The 16582-nt window shown below is 59.0% G+C and carries 16 protein-coding genes and 1 pseudogene; 12 read left to right on the top strand and 5 right to left on the bottom strand.

Features of this window, described 5'->3' with window-relative positions:
• Positions 1 to 94: 94 nt before the first annotated feature.
• Positions 95 to 1009, bottom strand: a complete 915-nt coding sequence (locus tag ACZ9IM_RS02665) for a DUF808 domain-containing protein (protein ID WP_427626742.1) — start codon at positions 1007 to 1009, stop codon at positions 95 to 97.
• A gap of 134 nt (positions 1010 to 1143) precedes the next feature.
• Between ACZ9IM_RS02665 and ACZ9IM_RS02660 the strand changes: the two genes are divergently transcribed.
• Positions 1144 to 1749, top strand: coding sequence for a TetR/AcrR family transcriptional regulator (locus ACZ9IM_RS02660; RefSeq protein WP_030131738.1), 606 nt, complete (start codon positions 1144 to 1146; stop codon positions 1747 to 1749).
• A gap of 113 nt (positions 1750 to 1862) precedes the next feature.
• Here ACZ9IM_RS02660 and ACZ9IM_RS02655 read toward each other — a convergent pair.
• Positions 1863 to 2321: pseudogene (locus ACZ9IM_RS02655) on the bottom strand (REP-associated tyrosine transposase).
• Between the two features lie 210 nt (positions 2322 to 2531).
• Complete coding sequence (locus ACZ9IM_RS02650) at positions 2532 to 2972, bottom strand: GlcG/HbpS family heme-binding protein (RefSeq protein ID WP_427626738.1); 441 nt, start codon at positions 2970 to 2972, stop codon at positions 2532 to 2534.
• 266 nt (positions 2973 to 3238) lie between these two features.
• Here ACZ9IM_RS02650 and gcl point away from each other — a divergent pair, with 266 nt between their 5' ends.
• The 9 genes from gcl (at position 3239) to ACZ9IM_RS02605 (ending at position 14290) form a co-directional block, all read left to right on the top strand.
• On the top strand, positions 3239 to 5014 hold the full coding sequence (gcl, locus tag ACZ9IM_RS02645; RefSeq protein WP_007894263.1) for a glyoxylate carboligase: 1776 nt from the start codon (positions 3239 to 3241) through the stop codon (positions 5012 to 5014).
• 138 nt (positions 5015 to 5152) lie between these two features.
• Entirely contained in the window at positions 5153 to 5935 is a 783-nt protein-coding gene (hyi, locus tag ACZ9IM_RS02640) for a hydroxypyruvate isomerase (protein WP_476223306.1), read from the top strand.
• A 211-nt stretch (positions 5936 to 6146) separates the two neighbouring features.
• Positions 6147 to 7037 (top strand): 2-hydroxy-3-oxopropionate reductase, encoded by an 891-nt coding sequence (locus ACZ9IM_RS02635; RefSeq protein WP_007894261.1) that lies wholly within the window; start codon positions 6147 to 6149, stop codon positions 7035 to 7037.
• 171 nt (positions 7038 to 7208) lie between these two features.
• Positions 7209 to 8489 carry a glycerate kinase type-2 family protein gene (locus ACZ9IM_RS02630; RefSeq protein ID WP_476223305.1) on the top strand — a complete coding sequence of 427 codons (1281 nt, stop codon included), beginning with the start codon at positions 7209 to 7211 and terminating at the stop codon, positions 8487 to 8489.
• Positions 8479 to 9894 (top strand): pyruvate kinase, encoded by a 1416-nt coding sequence (gene pyk / locus ACZ9IM_RS02625; RefSeq protein ID WP_427626732.1) that lies wholly within the window; start codon positions 8479 to 8481, stop codon positions 9892 to 9894. The genes ACZ9IM_RS02630 and pyk overlap by 11 nt, the downstream gene beginning before the upstream one ends.
• A 139-nt stretch (positions 9895 to 10033) precedes the next feature.
• Positions 10034 to 10948 carry an urea transporter gene (locus ACZ9IM_RS02620; RefSeq protein ID WP_427626730.1) on the top strand — a complete coding sequence of 305 codons (915 nt, stop codon included), beginning with the start codon at positions 10034 to 10036 and terminating at the stop codon, positions 10946 to 10948.
• 21 nt (positions 10949 to 10969) lie between these two features.
• The gene (locus ACZ9IM_RS02615; RefSeq protein ID WP_427626728.1) at positions 10970 to 11794 is read left to right on the top strand and encodes an ion transporter; all 825 of its coding nucleotides are present in this window, start codon (positions 10970 to 10972) and stop codon (positions 11792 to 11794) included.
• A gap of 106 nt (positions 11795 to 11900) precedes the next feature.
• Complete coding sequence (locus ACZ9IM_RS02610; RefSeq protein ID WP_008073033.1) at positions 11901 to 12899, top strand: sulfate ABC transporter substrate-binding protein; 999 nt, start codon at positions 11901 to 11903, stop codon at positions 12897 to 12899.
• A 185-nt stretch (positions 12900 to 13084) separates the two neighbouring features.
• The gene (locus ACZ9IM_RS02605) at positions 13085 to 14290 is read left to right on the top strand and encodes an MFS transporter (RefSeq protein ID WP_476223304.1); all 1206 of its coding nucleotides are present in this window, start codon (positions 13085 to 13087) and stop codon (positions 14288 to 14290) included.
• A 90-nt stretch (positions 14291 to 14380) separates the two neighbouring features.
• On the opposite strand, the gene ACZ9IM_RS02600 is transcribed toward ACZ9IM_RS02605, so the two are convergent.
• Together ACZ9IM_RS02600 and ACZ9IM_RS02595 are read right to left on the bottom strand one after the other, a co-directional pair.
• Positions 14381 to 14785, bottom strand: a complete 405-nt coding sequence (locus ACZ9IM_RS02600; RefSeq protein WP_007894254.1) for a type II toxin-antitoxin system HicB family antitoxin — start codon at positions 14783 to 14785, stop codon at positions 14381 to 14383.
• Positions 14785 to 14997, bottom strand: coding sequence for a type II toxin-antitoxin system HicA family toxin (locus ACZ9IM_RS02595; protein ID WP_427626725.1), 213 nt, complete (start codon positions 14995 to 14997; stop codon positions 14785 to 14787). Before ACZ9IM_RS02595 ends, ACZ9IM_RS02600 begins: the two co-directional genes overlap by 1 nt.
• Positions 14998 to 15267: 270 nt before the next feature.
• On the opposite strand from ACZ9IM_RS02595, the gene ACZ9IM_RS02590 reads away from it, so the two are divergent.
• Both ACZ9IM_RS02590 and ACZ9IM_RS02585 read left to right on the top strand, forming a co-directional pair.
• Positions 15268 to 15735 carry a helix-turn-helix domain-containing protein gene (locus ACZ9IM_RS02590; protein WP_192345737.1) on the top strand — a complete coding sequence of 156 codons (468 nt, stop codon included), beginning with the start codon at positions 15268 to 15270 and terminating at the stop codon, positions 15733 to 15735.
• 335 nt (positions 15736 to 16070) lie between these two features.
• Positions 16071 to 16574, top strand: a complete 504-nt coding sequence (locus tag ACZ9IM_RS02585; RefSeq protein ID WP_476223303.1) for a VapC50 family PIN domain-containing toxin — start codon at positions 16071 to 16073, stop codon at positions 16572 to 16574.
• The last annotated feature ends 8 nt before the right edge of the window (positions 16575 to 16582 follow it).

Raw genomic sequence — 16582 nt, 5'->3', positions numbered from 1 at the left:
CTGTGGGAGCGAGCCTGCTCGCGATGAGGCCATCACATTCACCATCAATGTTGACTGCTAGACCGCTATCGCGAGCAGGCTCGCTCCCACAGGTTCAGGCTTTCACCGTTTTCCAAAGCTTGCCGACAGCCATTACGCCCACCAAAACCGCCGCACCGGCAATAATCCCGGCCACAGCATTCAGCAACGTCGGCACGATAAACCCGGCCCCACCAGCACCCGCGCTGACACTCTCGATCCAGTGATGAACCACCGGCACGCCGTGGGTCAGAATCCCGCCGCCGACCAGGAACATCGCCGCGGTACCGATCACCGACAGGCTTTTCATCATGTACGGCGCTGCACGCAGAATCCCGCCGCCGATGCTTTTGGCCATTTGACCGGGCTTCTGGGTCAGCCACAGACCGAGGTCATCGAGTTTGACGATGCCGGCTACCAGGCCGTAGACGCCGATGGTCATGACGATGGCGATGCCCGAGAGCACGATCACTTGCTGGGTCAGCGAAGCGGCAGCCACGGTACCTAAGGTGATGGCGATGATTTCCGCCGAGAGGATGAAGTCGGTACGGATCGCCCCTTTGATCTTGTCCTTCTCGAACGCCACCAGATCGACCGCCGGGTTGGCCACGGCCTCGACCAATTCTGCGTGTTCGGCCTGATCTTCAGCTTTGCTGTGCAGGAACTTGTGGGCGAGTTTCTCAAAGCCTTCAAAGCACAGGTAAGCGCCACCGACCATCAACAACGGCGTGACCAGCCACGGAATGAACGCACTGATGGCCAAGGCCGACGGCACCAGGATCAGCTTGTTGAGGAACGAGCCTTTGGCCACGGCCCACACCACCGGGATTTCCCGCTCGGCACGCACGCCGGAAACCTGCTGGGCATTGAGCGCCAGATCGTCGCCAAGCACGCCGGCGGTCTTCTTCGCGGCCATTTTGGTCATCAACGCCACATCGTCCAGTACGGTGGCGATGTCGTCGATCAGCACCAGCAAACTGCTTCCTGCCATGAATCAGGTTTCCTTCTTGAATGAATGGTGCGCAGCATAGCGCGACCCGAGGCCAGACGGGGCATTCTTGAGCGCCGCGCGAGGCCGGTGCTACCATGCGCAACCGCCAGAACAGGCAAGGAACTCCTTGGTTTATGAGCACCATCCGCGAGCGCAACAAAGAACTGATCCTGCGTGCCGCCAGTGAAGAATTTGCCGACAAGGGCTTCGCTGCGACCAAAACCAGTGACATCGCGGCCAAGGCCGGGCTGCCCAAGCCCAACGTCTACTACTACTTCAAATCCAAGGAAAATCTCTACCGCGAGGTCCTGGAAAGCATCATCGAGCCAATCCTGCAGGCCTCGACGCCGTTCAACGCCGACGGCGTGCCCAGCGAAGTGCTGAGCGGCTACATTCGCTCGAAAATCCGCATCTCCCGTGACCTGCCCTTCGCCTCCAAGGTGTTCGCCAGCGAAATCATGCACGGCGCCCCGCACCTGAGCCCCGACCTGGTCGAGCAGCTCAACGGCCAGGCCAGGCACAACATCGACTGCATCCAGACCTGGATCGACCGCGGCCAGATCGCCCCGATCGACCCCAACCACCTGATGTTCAGCATCTGGGCCGCGACCCAGACCTATGCCGACTTCGACTGGCAGATCTCTGCGGTTACCGGTAAAGCCAAGCTGGATGAGGCCGACTATGAGGCGGCGGCGCAGACGATTATCCGGTTGGTGCTTAAGGGGTGTGAGCTGGACTGATAGACCGCGGTGCATTTATCGCCAGCAGGCTAGCTCCCACATTTGATCGATGGCGTAAACAAAATCCCCTGTGGGAGCTAGCCTGCTAGCGATGAAGACAACTCGATGTCAGTTCAAACCCAAATGGCATCCCACAGCGGATAGTCGCCAAGCTTTTTCACCAGACCAGCCCGCAATGGATTGGCCACGACATATCGCGCCACCGTCACCAGATCCTCCTCTCGCCGCAGAGCCCGGTCATGAAAGCCTTTCTGCCAAAGAGTGGTCTTGTGACCAGTAAAACGATTTACCGTTTTGGTGCTCATCGACTTGGTCTTCTGCATGAGGTCACTCAATGATCCCTGCTATAACTCAACCAACCAATGGAAATGATCGGGCATTACAACCCAGGCCAATGAATTTGCGATGCCTTGATGCTGCGCAGTTCTGAACTGATCCACGACCAAACGACCCAGCGCAAAATTTTTGAATATCGGTGTTCGTCCAAACGTATTGGTAGTCAGCAGATAAATTCGGTTGGTTTCAGCATAGCGACCGCGTCGTAGGCGATGTGAAGCAGGTAAGCCAGACATTCCTTTGCCTCTCCCATGAATTGATCCTGGGAAGGCTAGCTCGGCTGACTCGATTGAGATGTACAGACTGTTGGCAGGATGTGTCCGGGAGATAGCAATCGCTAGCAGGCTAGCTCCCACATTGGATCTCTGTGAACACAAAATACGTGTGAACAAACATCCCTGTGGGAGCGAGCCTGCTCGCGATGGCGACTGTTCAGACGCTGAAGATCAACCAATCACCCCCGCATCCGCCCTCAACCCCTGCGTCTCGATCGCTCTGATCGCACACTGCTCATCCACATCAGACAAATCACCGCTGATCCCCACCGCCCCCAACACACTCCCATCCTGATCCCGAATCAACACGCCGCCCGGTACCGGGACGACGCTGCCCTGCCCCAGGCTATTCAGCGCGGCGAAGAACGCCGGGCGTTGTTGGGCGTCCTGGGCCAGCAGGCGTGAGCCCTTGCCCAGGGCGATCGCGCCCCAGGCTTTGCCGATGGCTATCTGCGGGCGTAGCAGGCTGGCGCCGTCTTCGCGCTGCAGCGTTATCAAGTGCCCGCCGGCGTCCAGCACGGCAACGGTCAAGGGCGCGGCAGAGATTGCACGGCCTGCGGAGATGGCCTGGTTGGCCAGGTTGACTGCGACGTTCAAGGTTAAAGCGCTCATGGTGCCGTCCTCATTTTGTTATTGGGAAAGCCGTTGGATTACCTTCTGTTGCGCAATCCGATGCAACAAATAGAACACAATGAATTATTTTTTTGTATACAATAATTCTCGAAAAGCGCCACATGCGACGAAAAGCCACAGTCCTTCGGGCTTCCGACGAATGAAACAGCTGCTTGAGAAAATGGATTGACCTGCGCCGTCCGCCGTGAATACACTCTGCGCAAAGCCACTTGTATACAATTACAAAACGTAAGAGGCACAAAACTATGAGCAAAATGAGAGCAATCGAAGCCGCCGTTCTGGTGATGCGCCGTGAAGGGGTTGATACCGCTTTTGGCATCCCGGGCGCCGCGATCAACCCGCTGTACTCCGCCTTGCAAAAGGTCGGTGGCATCGATCACGTCCTCGCTCGCCACGTTGAAGGCGCCTCGCACATGGCCGAGGGCTACACCCGCACCAAGGCCGGTAACATCGGCGTGTGCATCGGCACGTCCGGCCCGGCCGGTACCGACATGGTCACCGGGCTCTACAGCGCCTCGGCCGACTCGATCCCGATCCTGTGCATCACCGGCCAGGCACCCCGGGCCCGGATGCACAAGGAAGACTTCCAGGCCGTCGATATCACCAGCATAGTCAAGCCGGTCACCAAGTGGTCGACCACCGTCATGGAGCCGGGCCAGGTGCCTTACGCGTTCCAGAAAGCCTTCTATGAAATGCGCTCCGGCCGCCCTGGCCCAGTGCTGATTGACCTGCCGTTCGACGTGCAGATGGCCGAAATCGAATTCGACATCGACGCCTATGAACCGCTGCCGCTGGCCAAGCCGACCGCTAATCGCGTACAGATCGAGAAGGCTCTGGCCATGCTCGATCAGGCTGAACGTCCATTGCTGGTCGCCGGTGGTGGCATCATCAATGCCGACGCCAGCGAACTGTTGGTGGAGTTCGCCGAGCTGACCGGCATTCCAGTGATCCCGACCCTGATGGGCTGGGGCACCATCCCGGACGATCACCCGCTGATGGTTGGCATGGTCGGTCTGCAAACCTCACACCGTTACGGCAACGCCACGATGCTGAAGTCCGATGTGGTGCTGGGTGTCGGTAACCGTTGGGCGAACCGTCACACCGGTTCGGTCGACGTTTATACCGAAGGCCGCAAGTTCATTCACGTCGACATCGAACCGACCCAGATCGGCCGGGTGTTCACCCCGGACCTGGGCATCGTGTCCGACGCTGCAGCCGCGTTGACCGTGTTCATCGAAGTCGCTCGTGAATGGCAAGCCGCCGGCAAGTTGAAAAACCGTAGCGCCTGGCTGCAAGACTGCCAGCAACGCAAAGCCAGCCTGCAGCGCAAGACTCACTTCGACAACGTACCGGTCAAGCCGCAACGCGTTTACGAAGAGATGAACCAGGTGTTCGGCAAAGACACCTGCTACGTCAGCACCATCGGTCTGTCGCAGATTGCCGGCGCGCAGTTCCTGCACGTCTACAAACCGCGTCACTGGATCAACTGCGGCCAGGCCGGCCCGTTGGGGTGGACCATTCCGGCCGCACTCGGCGTGGTCAAGGCTGATCCGACCCGTAAGGTTGTGGCGCTGTCTGGGGACTATGACTTCCAGTTCATGATCGAAGAACTGGCGGTGGGCGCGCAGTTCAAGCTGCCATACATCCACGTTGTCGTGAACAACTCATACCTGGGGCTGATCCGTCAGGCCCAGCGCGGTTTCGACATGGACTACTGCGTGCAGTTGTCTTTCGACAACCTCAACGCTCCGGAACTCAACGGTTACGGTGTCGACCACGTCGCTGTCGCCGAAGGCCTGGGTTGCAAGGCGTTGCGGGTGTTCGAACCGGCTCAGATCCAGCCTGCCCTGCGCAAGGCTCAGGAACTGATCGAGGAGTTCAAAGTGCCGGTGATCGTCGAAATCATTCTGGAGCGCGTGACCAACATTTCCATGGGCACCGAGATCAACGCCGTCAACGAATTCGAAGACCTGGCGCTGGTCGGCAACGATGCGCCAACGGCGATTTCGTTGCTCGACTAACTGCTGATCGATACCCCTGTGGGAGCGAGCCTGCTCGCGATGAGGCCGGCACATTCAACATTGATGTTGACTGCCCCACCGCTATCGCCAGCAGGCTGGCTCCCACAGGGGGTCTGCACATATTTACAGGAGACCACCATGCCGCGTTTCGCAGCCAACCTGTCCATGCTGTTCACCGAGCAGGATTTTCTTGCCCGTTTCGACGCTGCCGCCAAGGCCGGCTTCAGTGGTGTCGAATACCTGTTCCCCTACGATTTCAGCTCCGCCGAAATCAAGGCCAGGCTCGATGCCAATGGCTTGACCCAGGTGTTGTTCAACCTGCCGGCCGGTGACTGGGCCAAGGGCGAGCGCGGTATCGCGTGCCTGCCGGATCGGGTCGAAGAATTCCGCGCCGGTGTCGATCTGGCCATCGCTTACGCCAAAGTACTGGGCAACACCCAGATCAACTGCCTGGCCGGTATTCGTCCGCAAGGTGTCGACGATGTCACCGTGGAAAAGACCTTCGTCGCCAACCTCAAATACGCGGCCGACAAGCTGCAAGCGGCGGGTATCAAACTGGTGATGGAAGCGATCAATACCCGGGACATCCCAGGCTTCTACCTGAACAACACGGCGCAAGCCCTGTCGATTCGCGAGCAGGTCGGCAGCGCCAACCTGTTCCTGCAATACGACATCTATCACATGCAAATCATGGAGGGCGACCTGGCCCGGACCATGGCTGCGCACCTGGGCGAGATCAACCACATCCAGTTGGCCGACAACCCGGGGCGCAACGAACCGGGCACCGGTGAAATCAACTACAGCTTCCTGTTCGAACACCTGGACCGTATCGGTTATCAGGGTTGGGTTGGCTGTGAATACAAGCCGCTGACCACCACTGAAGCGGGCTTGGGCTGGCTTAAAACCCATAACGCGATTTGAAGTTGAAACAGAACCATTGTGGCGAGGGAGCTTGCTCCCGCTCGGCTGCGAAGCAGACGTAAAACCTGCGAGCGAGTTCTACCTGACACACCGCAGTGGCTGTTTTGGGGTCGCTTCGCAACCCAGCGGGAGCAAGCTCCCTCGCCACAGGATGTGTCTACCTCAGCCACGCGCACATTATTTGGCTACACAAAAACAAGAGGATTTTCTCATGGCTAAAATCGGATTTATCGGCACCGGCATCATGGGCCACCCAATGGCGTTGAACCTGCAGAAAGCCGGTCACAGCCTGTTCCTGTCGGCGCACCACGACCCAGCCCCTGCCGATCTGGTCGCTGCTGGCGCCATCGCCCTGGCGAACCCGAAAGAAGTGGCCCAGGAAGCTGAATTCATCATCGTCATGGTCCCGGATACCCCGCAGGTCGATGACGTGCTGTTCCGCGCCGATGGCGTTGCGGCTGGCGTGAGCAAGGGCAAAGTCGTGATCGACATGAGTTCGATCTCGCCGACTGCCACTAAAGCCTTCGCAGCCAAAATCAACGAGAAAGGCGCGCAGTACCTCGACGCCCCGGTTTCCGGCGGCGAAGTCGGCGCCAAGGCTGCGACCCTGAGCATCATGGTCGGCGGCGATGCCGATGCGTTCGAACGCGCCCTGCCGCTGTTCCAGGCCATGGGCAAGAACATCACTCTGGTCGGTGGCAACGGCGACGGTCAAACCGCGAAAGTGGCGAACCAGATCATCGTCGCGCTGAACATCCAGGCCGTGGCCGAAGCGCTGCTGTTTGCCTCGAAAAACGGTGCCGATCCGGCCAAGGTGCGTGAAGCGCTGATGGGCGGTTTCGCATCATCGAAGATCCTTGAAGTTCACGGCGAACGCATGATCAAGGGCACCTTCGACCCGGGCTTCCGCATCAGCCTGCACCAGAAGGATCTGAACCTGGCCCTGGCCGGCGCTCGCGAATTGGGCATCAACCTGCCGAACACCGCCAATACCCAGCAAGTGTTCAGCACCTGCGCGGCCATCGGTGGCAGCAACTGGGACCACTCTGCGCTGATCAAAGGCCTGGAACACATGGCGAATTTCTCGATTCGCGATAAGTAAAACCTGCACAAAACCCTGTGCTGATCGTTCCCACGCTCCGCGTGGGAATGCAGCCCGGGACGCTCCGCGTCCCTGCCGAAGCGGACGCGGAGCGTCCATTGAGGCATTCCCACGCAGAGCGTGGGAACGATCATCTGCGTAAACCAAGAACAATAAGATTGGGAGCCCGCCATGTCGGTCGATCCGCAACAATTGCTGCGCGAGCTGTTTGCTACAGCCATCGACGCGGCCCATCCGCAGCACGTCCTCGAAGCCCATTTGCCCCAAGATCGCAGCGGTCGGGTGATCGTCATCGGCGCCGGTAAAGCCGCAGCCGCCATGGCCCAGGTGGTCGAGCGCTGCTGGCAGGGCGAAGTGTCCGGCCTGGTGGTGACCCGTTACGGCCACGGCGCCCCGTGCGAAAAAATCGAAGTGGTCGAAGCCGCACACCCAGTGCCGGATGCTGCCGGCCTGGCCGTGGCAAAACGGGTACTGGAACTGGTCAGCGACCTGAGCGAAGACGACCGCGTGATCTTCCTGCTCTCGGGCGGTGGCTCTGCCCTCCTCGCCTTGCCCGCCGCCGGCATCACCCTCGCCGACAAACAGTCGATCAACAAAGCCCTGCTCAAATCCGGCGCGACCATCGGCGAGATGAATTGCGTGCGCAAGCACCTCTCGGCAATCAAGGGTGGTCGTCTGGGCAAAGCCTGCTGGCCGGCCACGGTTTATACCTATGCGATTTCCGATGTACCGGGCGATCTCGCCACAGTCATCGCGTCCGGCCCCACCGTGGCCGACCCGAGCACCTCGGCCGAAGCGCTGGCGATCCTCAAGCGTTACGACATCGAAGTTCCGGCCTCGGTGCGTCACTGGCTGCAAAGCCCGGAATCGGAAACGGTCAAACCCGGCGATGCGAGCCTGGCCCGCAGTCATTTCCAGTTGATCGCACGCCCACAGCAATCGCTCGAAGCGGCAGCGGTGAAAGCCCGTCAGGCCGGTTTCAGTCCGTTGATTCTTGGCGACCTGGAAGGTGAATCCCGGGACGTGGCGAAAGTCCATGCCGGCATTGCGCGGCAGATCGTCCAGCACGGCCAGCCGCTGGCAGCGCCGTGCGTGATTCTGTCCGGCGGCGAAACCACCGTCACTGTGCGCGGCAATGGCCGTGGCGGGCGCAACGCCGAATTCCTGCTGAGCCTGACCGACAGCCTCAAAGGCCTGCCCGGCGTCTACGCGCTGGCCGGCGACACCGACGGTATCGACGGCTCCGAAGACAACGCCGGCGCCATCATGACCCCAGACAGTTACGCCCGCGCTGCCGCCCTCGGCCTCGCTGCCTGCGATGAACTGGACAACAACAATGGCTACGGCTATTTCGCCGCGCTGGATGCGCTGATCGTCACCGAGCCGACCCGCACCAACGTCAACGACTTCCGCGCCATCCTGATTCTCGAGAGCACTAAACATGACGCCTGATAAGAAGGTCAAAATTCTCGCCACCCTTGGCCCGGCCACCAACGGGATCGACGACATCCGTGAGCTGGTGCAGGCCGGGGTCAATATTTTTCGCCTGAACTTCAGCCACGGCGATCACGCCGACCACGCCCAGCGCTATCAGTGGATTCGTGAAGTCGAGCGCCAACTGAATTACCCGTTGGGGATACTGATGGACCTGCAAGGCCCGAAACTGCGGGTCGGCAAATTCTCCCAAGGCAAAGTGCAGTTGCATCGTGGTCAGGCCTTGCGTCTGGACCTCGACCCGACGCCGGGCGATGAGCGCCGGGTCAACCTGCCTCACCCGGAAATCATCGCTGCGCTTACGCCTGGCATGGACCTGCTGCTGGACGACGGCAAGCTACGCCTGCGGGTGGTGACCAAGTACGCCGATGCCATCGACACCACGGTGCTCAATGGCGGCGAGCTGTCGGATCGCAAAGGCGTCAACGTGCCGCAAGCGGTGCTCGACCTGAGCCCGCTGACCGCCAAGGATCGTCGCGATTTGAGCTTCGGTCTGGAGCTGGGGGTGGACTGGGTCGCGCTGTCGTTCGTGCAACGTCCGGAAGACATTCTCGAAGCCCGCGCACTGATCGGCGACAAGGCCTTCCTGATGGCCAAGATCGAGAAGCCATCGGCCGTGACTCAACTGCGGGAAATCGCCGAATTGAGCGATGCGATCATGGTCGCTCGCGGTGACCTGGGCGTGGAAGTGCCGGCCGAAAGCGTGCCGCAAATCCAGAAAAACATCATCAGCACCTGCCGCCAACTCGGCAAACCGGTAGTGGTGGCGACGCAGATGCTGGAGTCGATGCGCTTCTCTCCCGCCCCGACCCGCGCCGAAGTCACTGACGTCGCCAACGCGGTGGCCGAAGGCGCGGACGCGGTGATGCTGTCGGCGGAAACCGCGTCCGGCGAGTATCCGCTGGAAGCGGTGCAGATGATGAGCAAGATCATCCGTCAGGTGGAAAACGGCCCGGACTATCAGGCCCAACTGGACGTGAGCCGACCGAAAGCCGAGGCCACGGTGTCGGACGCGATCAGTTGCGCGATACGTCGCATCAGCAACGTGCTACCGGTGGCGGTGCTGGTGAATTACAGCGAGTCCGGCACCTCGAGCCTGCGGGCTGCGCGGGAACGGCCAACGGTGCCGATCCTCAACCTGACGCCGAATTTGCAAACTGCACGGCGTTTGACGGTGGCGTGGGGCGTGCACTCGGTGGTCAACGATCGGCTACGCCAGGTGGACGAAGTGTGCTCGACGGCGCTGGAGATTGCCCAGGCACAGGGCATGGCTCAGCGGGGGGATACGTTGTTGATCACGGCGGGAGTGCCGTTCGGGCAGCCGGGGTCGACCAATTCGTTGCGTATCGAAACCCTGATTTAACCCCTACACGATGATCGTTCCCACGCTCTGCGTGGGAATGCAGCCCGGGACGCTCTGCGTCCCAAGAGCAGACGCAGAGCGTCCATTGAGGCATTCCCACGCAGAGCGTGGGAACGATCTGTACTGAACGACCCTTAACATGCCTGCCAACCACTTCAACACCCACTGCCCCGACTGGGCCACCGCTCTGCTCAACGGCTTCAGCCAGGTATTCCTCCAGTGCCATCCCCTGTGCGGTCTCCTGTGTCTGTTGGCGATTCTGCTCAGCGCCCCGGCCCTGCTCGGCGGTGCGTTGCTGGGAGGGGTCGCCGGGTTGCTCACCGCGCAACGTCGCGGGTACACCAAGGTTGATCGTCAGGCCGGCCTGTTCAGTTACAACGGTATTCTGCTCGGTCTGCTGCTGAGCCTTTATTTCCCATGGTCGGTGCTGTTGCCACCGCTGATCATTGCCGCTGGGGGGCTGAGCGCGATGCTCACTCAGCAATGGCTCAAGCATTCGCGCGATCTTCATTGCCTGCCCGCCTACACCGCGCCCTTTGTCGGGATGAGCTGGTTGCTACTGTCGTTTGCCGCTCCCCAGCAACCCGCGCCGCTGATCGAAATGACCACACTCAATTTGCTCGCCGCGTCATTGAAAGGGCTCGGTCAGGTGCTGTTTCTCGGTCATCCGCTGGCCGGTGCTCTGATTGCCACAGGTTTGATGATCGCTGACCGTCGTGCCTTCCTGTGGGCGCTGCTCGGCTCCGCTGCTGGTCTCATCTTCGCCTTGCTGCACCACGACACTTCAAGCGCCTTACAGGGCTTGAGCGGCTACAACGCCGTGCTCGCCGCCCTCGCCTTCAGCCAAAATCGTCGCCAGCCTTGGCTGCCATTGTTGGGAATCCTGCTGGCGGTGTTGCTCACACCGGGGTTCGCCGCACTCGGCCTGGCCACGTTGACGGCCCCCTTCATCCTCGCCTGCTGGATGATTCGCGCAGGTATGCGGGTGTTGCGTCAGGCCGCCATGGACAGCGCGCCTTGCGCTACCGGGGAGAATCGACCTAGGCTTCGCTGATTCTTGGTTCAGGCGTTCTCCATGGACAGCAATAAAAACTGGCGTGAAGACCTTTACGTCATCATTTTCCAAGCCGATACCCCGGCCGGTCGCCGCTTCGACAGCATTCTGTTGTTGATCATCCTGGCGAGCCTGGTGATCGTGATTCTGGACAGTATCGACAGCGTTCATCAGAACTACGCCGACATACTGGCGTACATCGAATGGGGCTTCACCATCGTTTTCGCCATCGAATACGGTCTGCGCCTGTACTGCTCGCCCAAGCCGCTGCGCTACGCGTTCAGCTTCTATGGGCTGGTGGATTTGCTGGCGATCGTGCCCGGCATTCTTGCGCTGTATTACAGCGATGCGCAGTACCTGCTGATTATCCGGATCATTCGGATGCTGCGGATTTTCCGCGTGCTCAAGCTCAGCCCATATCTGAAGCAAGCCAACTATTTGATGACGGCGTTGCGCGGCAGCAAGCAGAAGATCGTGGTGTTTCTGCTCAGCGTCAGCACCCTGGTGACGGTGTTCGGCACCTTGATGTACGTGATCGAAGGCCCGGAACACGGCTTCACCAGCATCCCGAAAGGCATCTATTGGGCCATCGTCACACTGACCACCGTGGGCTTTGGCGACATCGTGCCCAGGACGCCGTTGGGTCAGGTGATTTCGTCGCTGGTGATGATCACCGGTTACTCGATCATCGCCGTGCCAACAGGGATCTTTACCGCGGAACTGGCCAACGCCATGCGCGGCGAACAACTGCAACACGATTGCCCGACCTGCCAGAAAAACAGTCACGAACACGGCGCAGCATTTTGCTCGCGTTGCGGCAATGCGCTGTTCAAGAAACTGGAATAAGCAAAGTGCTTTTTAATCTTTAAAGGACTATGCGAGCCCGGCTATAGTCGCTGGCAAATTGCCAACACTTTCCATAGAACATGTTTGATAAAACAAGGAATGCGCAGTGAAAAAACTCTTTGGCGCCTCACTTCTGGCCGCGGGCCTGGCCTTGGGCAGCGTGGCACAGGCTGCACCGACCCTGCTTAACGTTTCCTACGACGTGATGCGAGATTTCTACAAGGACTACAACGCTGCCTTCCAGAAACACTGGCAAGCCGAGCACAACGAAAACATCACACTGCAAATGTCCTTCGGCGGTTCCAGCAAGCAGGCGCGCTCAGTGATCGATGGCCTGCCGGCTGACGTCATCACCATGAACATGGCCACCGACATCAACGCCTTGGCGGACAACGGCAAACTGGTCCCGGACAACTGGGTCACGCGCCTGCCAAACAACAGCGCGCCATTCACCTCGGCCACAGTGTTCATCGTGCGCAAAGGCAACCCGAAAGCATTGAAAGACTGGCCAGATCTGCTCAAGGACGGCGTGCAAGTGATCGTCCCCAACCCGAAAACCTCGGGCAACGGCCGCTATACCTACCTCTCGGCCTGGGGCTATGTGCTGAAGAACGGCGGTGACGAGAACAAGGCCAAAGCCTTCGTCGGCAAACTGTTCAAGCAAGCGCCAGTGCTGGATACCGGTGGCCGTGCAGCGACTACAACGTTCATGACCAACCAGATCGGCGACGTGCTGGTGACCTTCGAAAACGAAGCGGAAATGATTGCGCGTGAATTTGGTCGGGATCAGTTTGAAGTGATTTACCCAAGTGTTTCCGCTGAAGCGGAACCTCCGGTGTCCGTGGTCGACAAAGTGGTCGAGAAAAAAGGCACTCGCGCTGCTGCCGAGGAATATTTGAAGTACCTGTGGTCGCCGGAAGGTCAGGAGATTGCGGCGGCCAACTACCTGCGTCCGCGTGATCCGGCGGTATTGGCCAAGTACACCGATCGCTTCCCGAAGGTTGATTTCCTTTCGGTGGAGAAGACCTTTGGTGACTGGCGCACTGTGCAGAAGACCCACTTCAATGATGGTGGGGTTTTTGATCAGATTTACAGCGGTCAGTAATTCCTGAGGCCAATGAAAAGGCGACCTATGAAGGTCGCCTTTTTTTGTGGGAGCTTGAAGACCCAATGAACGGCCTCTCTCAATCATTCTTCAGAGGCATGATTACTATCACCCTGTTCCCTCTTCCGCCGCTCTAGCCAGCCGATTAGCCTCTGCGCATTCCTTCTTGTTCAACGAGACCCTTTATGAATCCAGCGACTCTGGTGCCCCTCGGTACCGCGACAATGACCCGAGGCATGGTGCTGCTCTTTGCCTTCTGTTGCGGCGCCATCGTGGCCAACATCTACTACGCCCAGCCGATCATCGGCCTGATCGCGCCGGACATCGGCCTGACCGACACCATGGCCAGCCTGATCGTTTCGCTGACACAGATTGGTTATGCGTTGGGTCTGTTCTTCCTGGTGCCGTTGGGTGATCTGCTGGAAAACCGCCGCTTGATGATTATTACCACCGTGGTGGCGATTGCCAGTTTGCTGGGCGCGGCGTTCACCAATCAGCCGAACGTGTTTCTGCTCATCTCGTTGCTGGTGGGGTTCAGTTCGGTGTCGGTACAGATCCTGATTCCACTGGCCGCCCACCTGGCGCCGGAAGAATCGCGCGGCCGCGTGGTCGGCGGCATCATGGGTGGTTTGCTGCTGGGGATTCTGCTGGCTCGACCGGTATCCAGCGTAATAGCCGACCACTTCGGCTGGCGTGCGATGTTCATCATCGCTGCGGTATTGATGGCGGCCATCAGCATTGTGCTGGCCCTGACCATTCCCAAGCGCCAGCCTGATCACAGCGCTTCTTATGGCCAGTTGTTGGGTTCGCTCTGGACGCTGTTGCGTCAGCAGCCGGTATTGCGTCAGCGCGCGTTTTACCAAGCCTGCATGTTCGCCACATTCAGCCTGTTCTGGACTGCAGTACCACTGGAGCTGTCGCGCAATCATGGCTTGTCGCAAACCCAGATCGCGATCTTCGCCCTGGTCGGCGCCATCGGCGCGATTGCTGCACCCATCGCCGGTCGACTGGCCGATGCTGGCCATACCCGCATAGCCTCGCTGCTGGCCCTGCTATTCGCCAGCCTGAGCTTCCTGCCCGCCTTCATCCACCCGGTCTACAGCGTTATCGGCCTGGCCGTGACGGGGGTGGTGCTGGATTTCTGCGTGCAAATGAACATGGTCCTCGGCCAACGCGCGGTCTACACCCTCGACGCTAAAAGCCGAGGCCGTCTGAATGCGCTGTACATGACCAGCATCTTCATCGGCGGCGCGTTTGGTTCTTCGGTGGCCAGCGCGGTGTATGAGCATGGCGGCTGGTTGTGGATCGTGATTGTGGGTAGTGCGTTTCCGTTGTTGGCGTTGTTGCGGTTTTTGAGTGTTTCGCAAAGGCGTTCGTTGGCAACGGCTTAGGACGCTAAAAGCTTCGCGGGCAAGCCTCGCTCCTACATTTAGGGGTAATGGTATGAGGCTTGCCCGCGAAGGCGATTCGGTTGATACCCCTCAATGCCGAACCAGCTTCTCCATCGCCGCATCCGCGAGAAAGGAGGAGCGGCTTTTGACATTGTGCTCTCGCACATAACGGTCAATGCGCTGGATCACGTAGCCAGGCAGTGTCACGTTGACCTTCTCGGTCTTGCCCAGATATTGCGAGATGTCGAGTTCCAGCATTCCCCAACCCATGTCGGCAAATTCCGGATTCTCGCGGTGCGCAGCCGCTGAGGTCGGCATCGGAATCGACTCCCCGTCTGCCATGATCTCCTGCAGCATGATGTGGGCGATTTCGACTGCCGCGTTGTAAGCATCTTCAAACGTATCCCCGGCCGTTACGGCACCAGGAATATCGGGGATCTGAATACCGATTGCGGTGTTCTCGTCGCCCCACTCGATACAGATTGGGTATTGCATTATGGATCTCCTGCCAAACTGGCTCCCGGGCAATAAAGCCCGGCTCGCCTCCTGATGCTTTTGACCGTCCCGACCGGCAAATCCTTCTTCGGATGAGGAACGGGTATCGTGTAAGGGTTGTAACGGTGAGTGAAAATGTGATGACTGCCGGTGACCCGGTCCAGTGTCCAGCCCGCCTCTATCAGCTCTTTGATCAATAACCTGCTCTGCACCACCAGCCTCCTTGCTCCGGCCCAACAAAAAATAACCCTAGAGTTACTTTTACTCAAGCACAAAAATCCGGATCACGACGCTCGGTTGTTTTACAGGGTGTTGATTTGATCGGACCGGAGCTGGCCAGTGTGGAGGCTCGGGCGTTTGTCGATTACGTCCAGACCTTGCTGGCAAAAGAACCTTAAACAAGCTCTTGTTTCGTTTATTGCGATTTTCGTTTGATTCGAATAGCCTTCCAGCATCGCTACTCAGAATGTTGGAATTTCATCATGTCCTTAGTCCTCCACCCACCGATCAACTTGCCCATGGCGCGCGAAGTTCAGGCTGCTATCGAAGGCCAGCGCGCCCTCGCTGCCTATCTCGCGACTCAGTTCGAAACCCAACGCATCCAGATTTTCGATGAGCAAAATGAAGCTCACAGCGTCGAACTGCCCACTTCAGCCCTTCGATTGCTGGTCGACATCCTGGCTGCATTGGCAGAAGGCAACGCGGTAAAGGTCGTCCCGGTTCACGCGGAACTGACCACCCAGGAAGCGGCGGACTTACTCAATGTCTCACGCCCGCACCTGATCAAACTGCTGGAGTCCGGCGAGTTGTCCTACCACAAAACCGGCAAGCACCGACGTGTGCGCTTTGCCGATTTGATGGACTATAAAAACCGGCGCGACACCGCCAGCGAGCAAGCAATGACGCTTCTCGCCGAGCAAGCACAAGCGTTAAGGACAGGATACGAGTGAGGCATTCCCCTTTTACCGCTGTATATGACGCATGTGTTCTTTACCCCGCTCCCTAGGGGGCGTTCTCAATTAGTTTCCCCGCCGCGCCGGGTCTGCTGTTGTGCAGGGCAAGGCGCGAGAAGTGTGGTTTGGTCATTCCAAATAAGCTTCGAGCAACGCAGCCCTCCACAACAGCAGGCCCGGCCCTTCGGGTTGTGCCTTAAAGCGGGCCAGCCTGCGTTGCAGGCCTTGGAAAGGGAGCAACCATTCCCAGCGGCCTGCGCCTTGCCTAGCCCGCTTTAAGGCGACAACGCGGCGGGGAAACTAATTGAGAACGCCCCCTAAGAGACTTTCTGATGTGGCTCGCGCTCTCTGGACGTTTCAGGGCGCGATGGTCGCTGGAGATACACAACGAATGGAAGCGCAATCTGCTGAAAAACCGCCTGGACCTGACAACAGAGCAATTGGATCGCACGTCCGACTTGATGGATCAGGCCATACCCGATGCTTGCGTATCCGGTTACGAAAAGCTGATCAAAGGGCTCACGCTGCCCGACATCGATGACCGACATGTTCTGGCTGCCGCCATACGCTGCAACGCCAGTGTCATCGTGACTTTTAATCAGAAAGACTTTCCCGATGAAACACTCGGATCTTTTGGCATCGAGGCCCAACATCCTGACGAATTCGTCGATAACCTCTTTGACCTGGACCCGGCAGCAGTTGTCGCGGCAGCACAACGGCAACGCAAACAGCTAAAGATGCCGCCGATGGATGTCGGCACCTATCTTGATCTGCTGTTACGCCAAGGCCTGATTCGGTCGAGCAAGGCGTTGACCCACTATCGAGCCATTCTTTAATCGCCTTC

The organism is Pseudomonas sp. TE12508 (assembly GCF_056279485.1).
The sequence above is the reverse complement of the archived record's forward strand: the minus strand, read 5'-3'. Positions and strand labels throughout refer to the sequence as shown.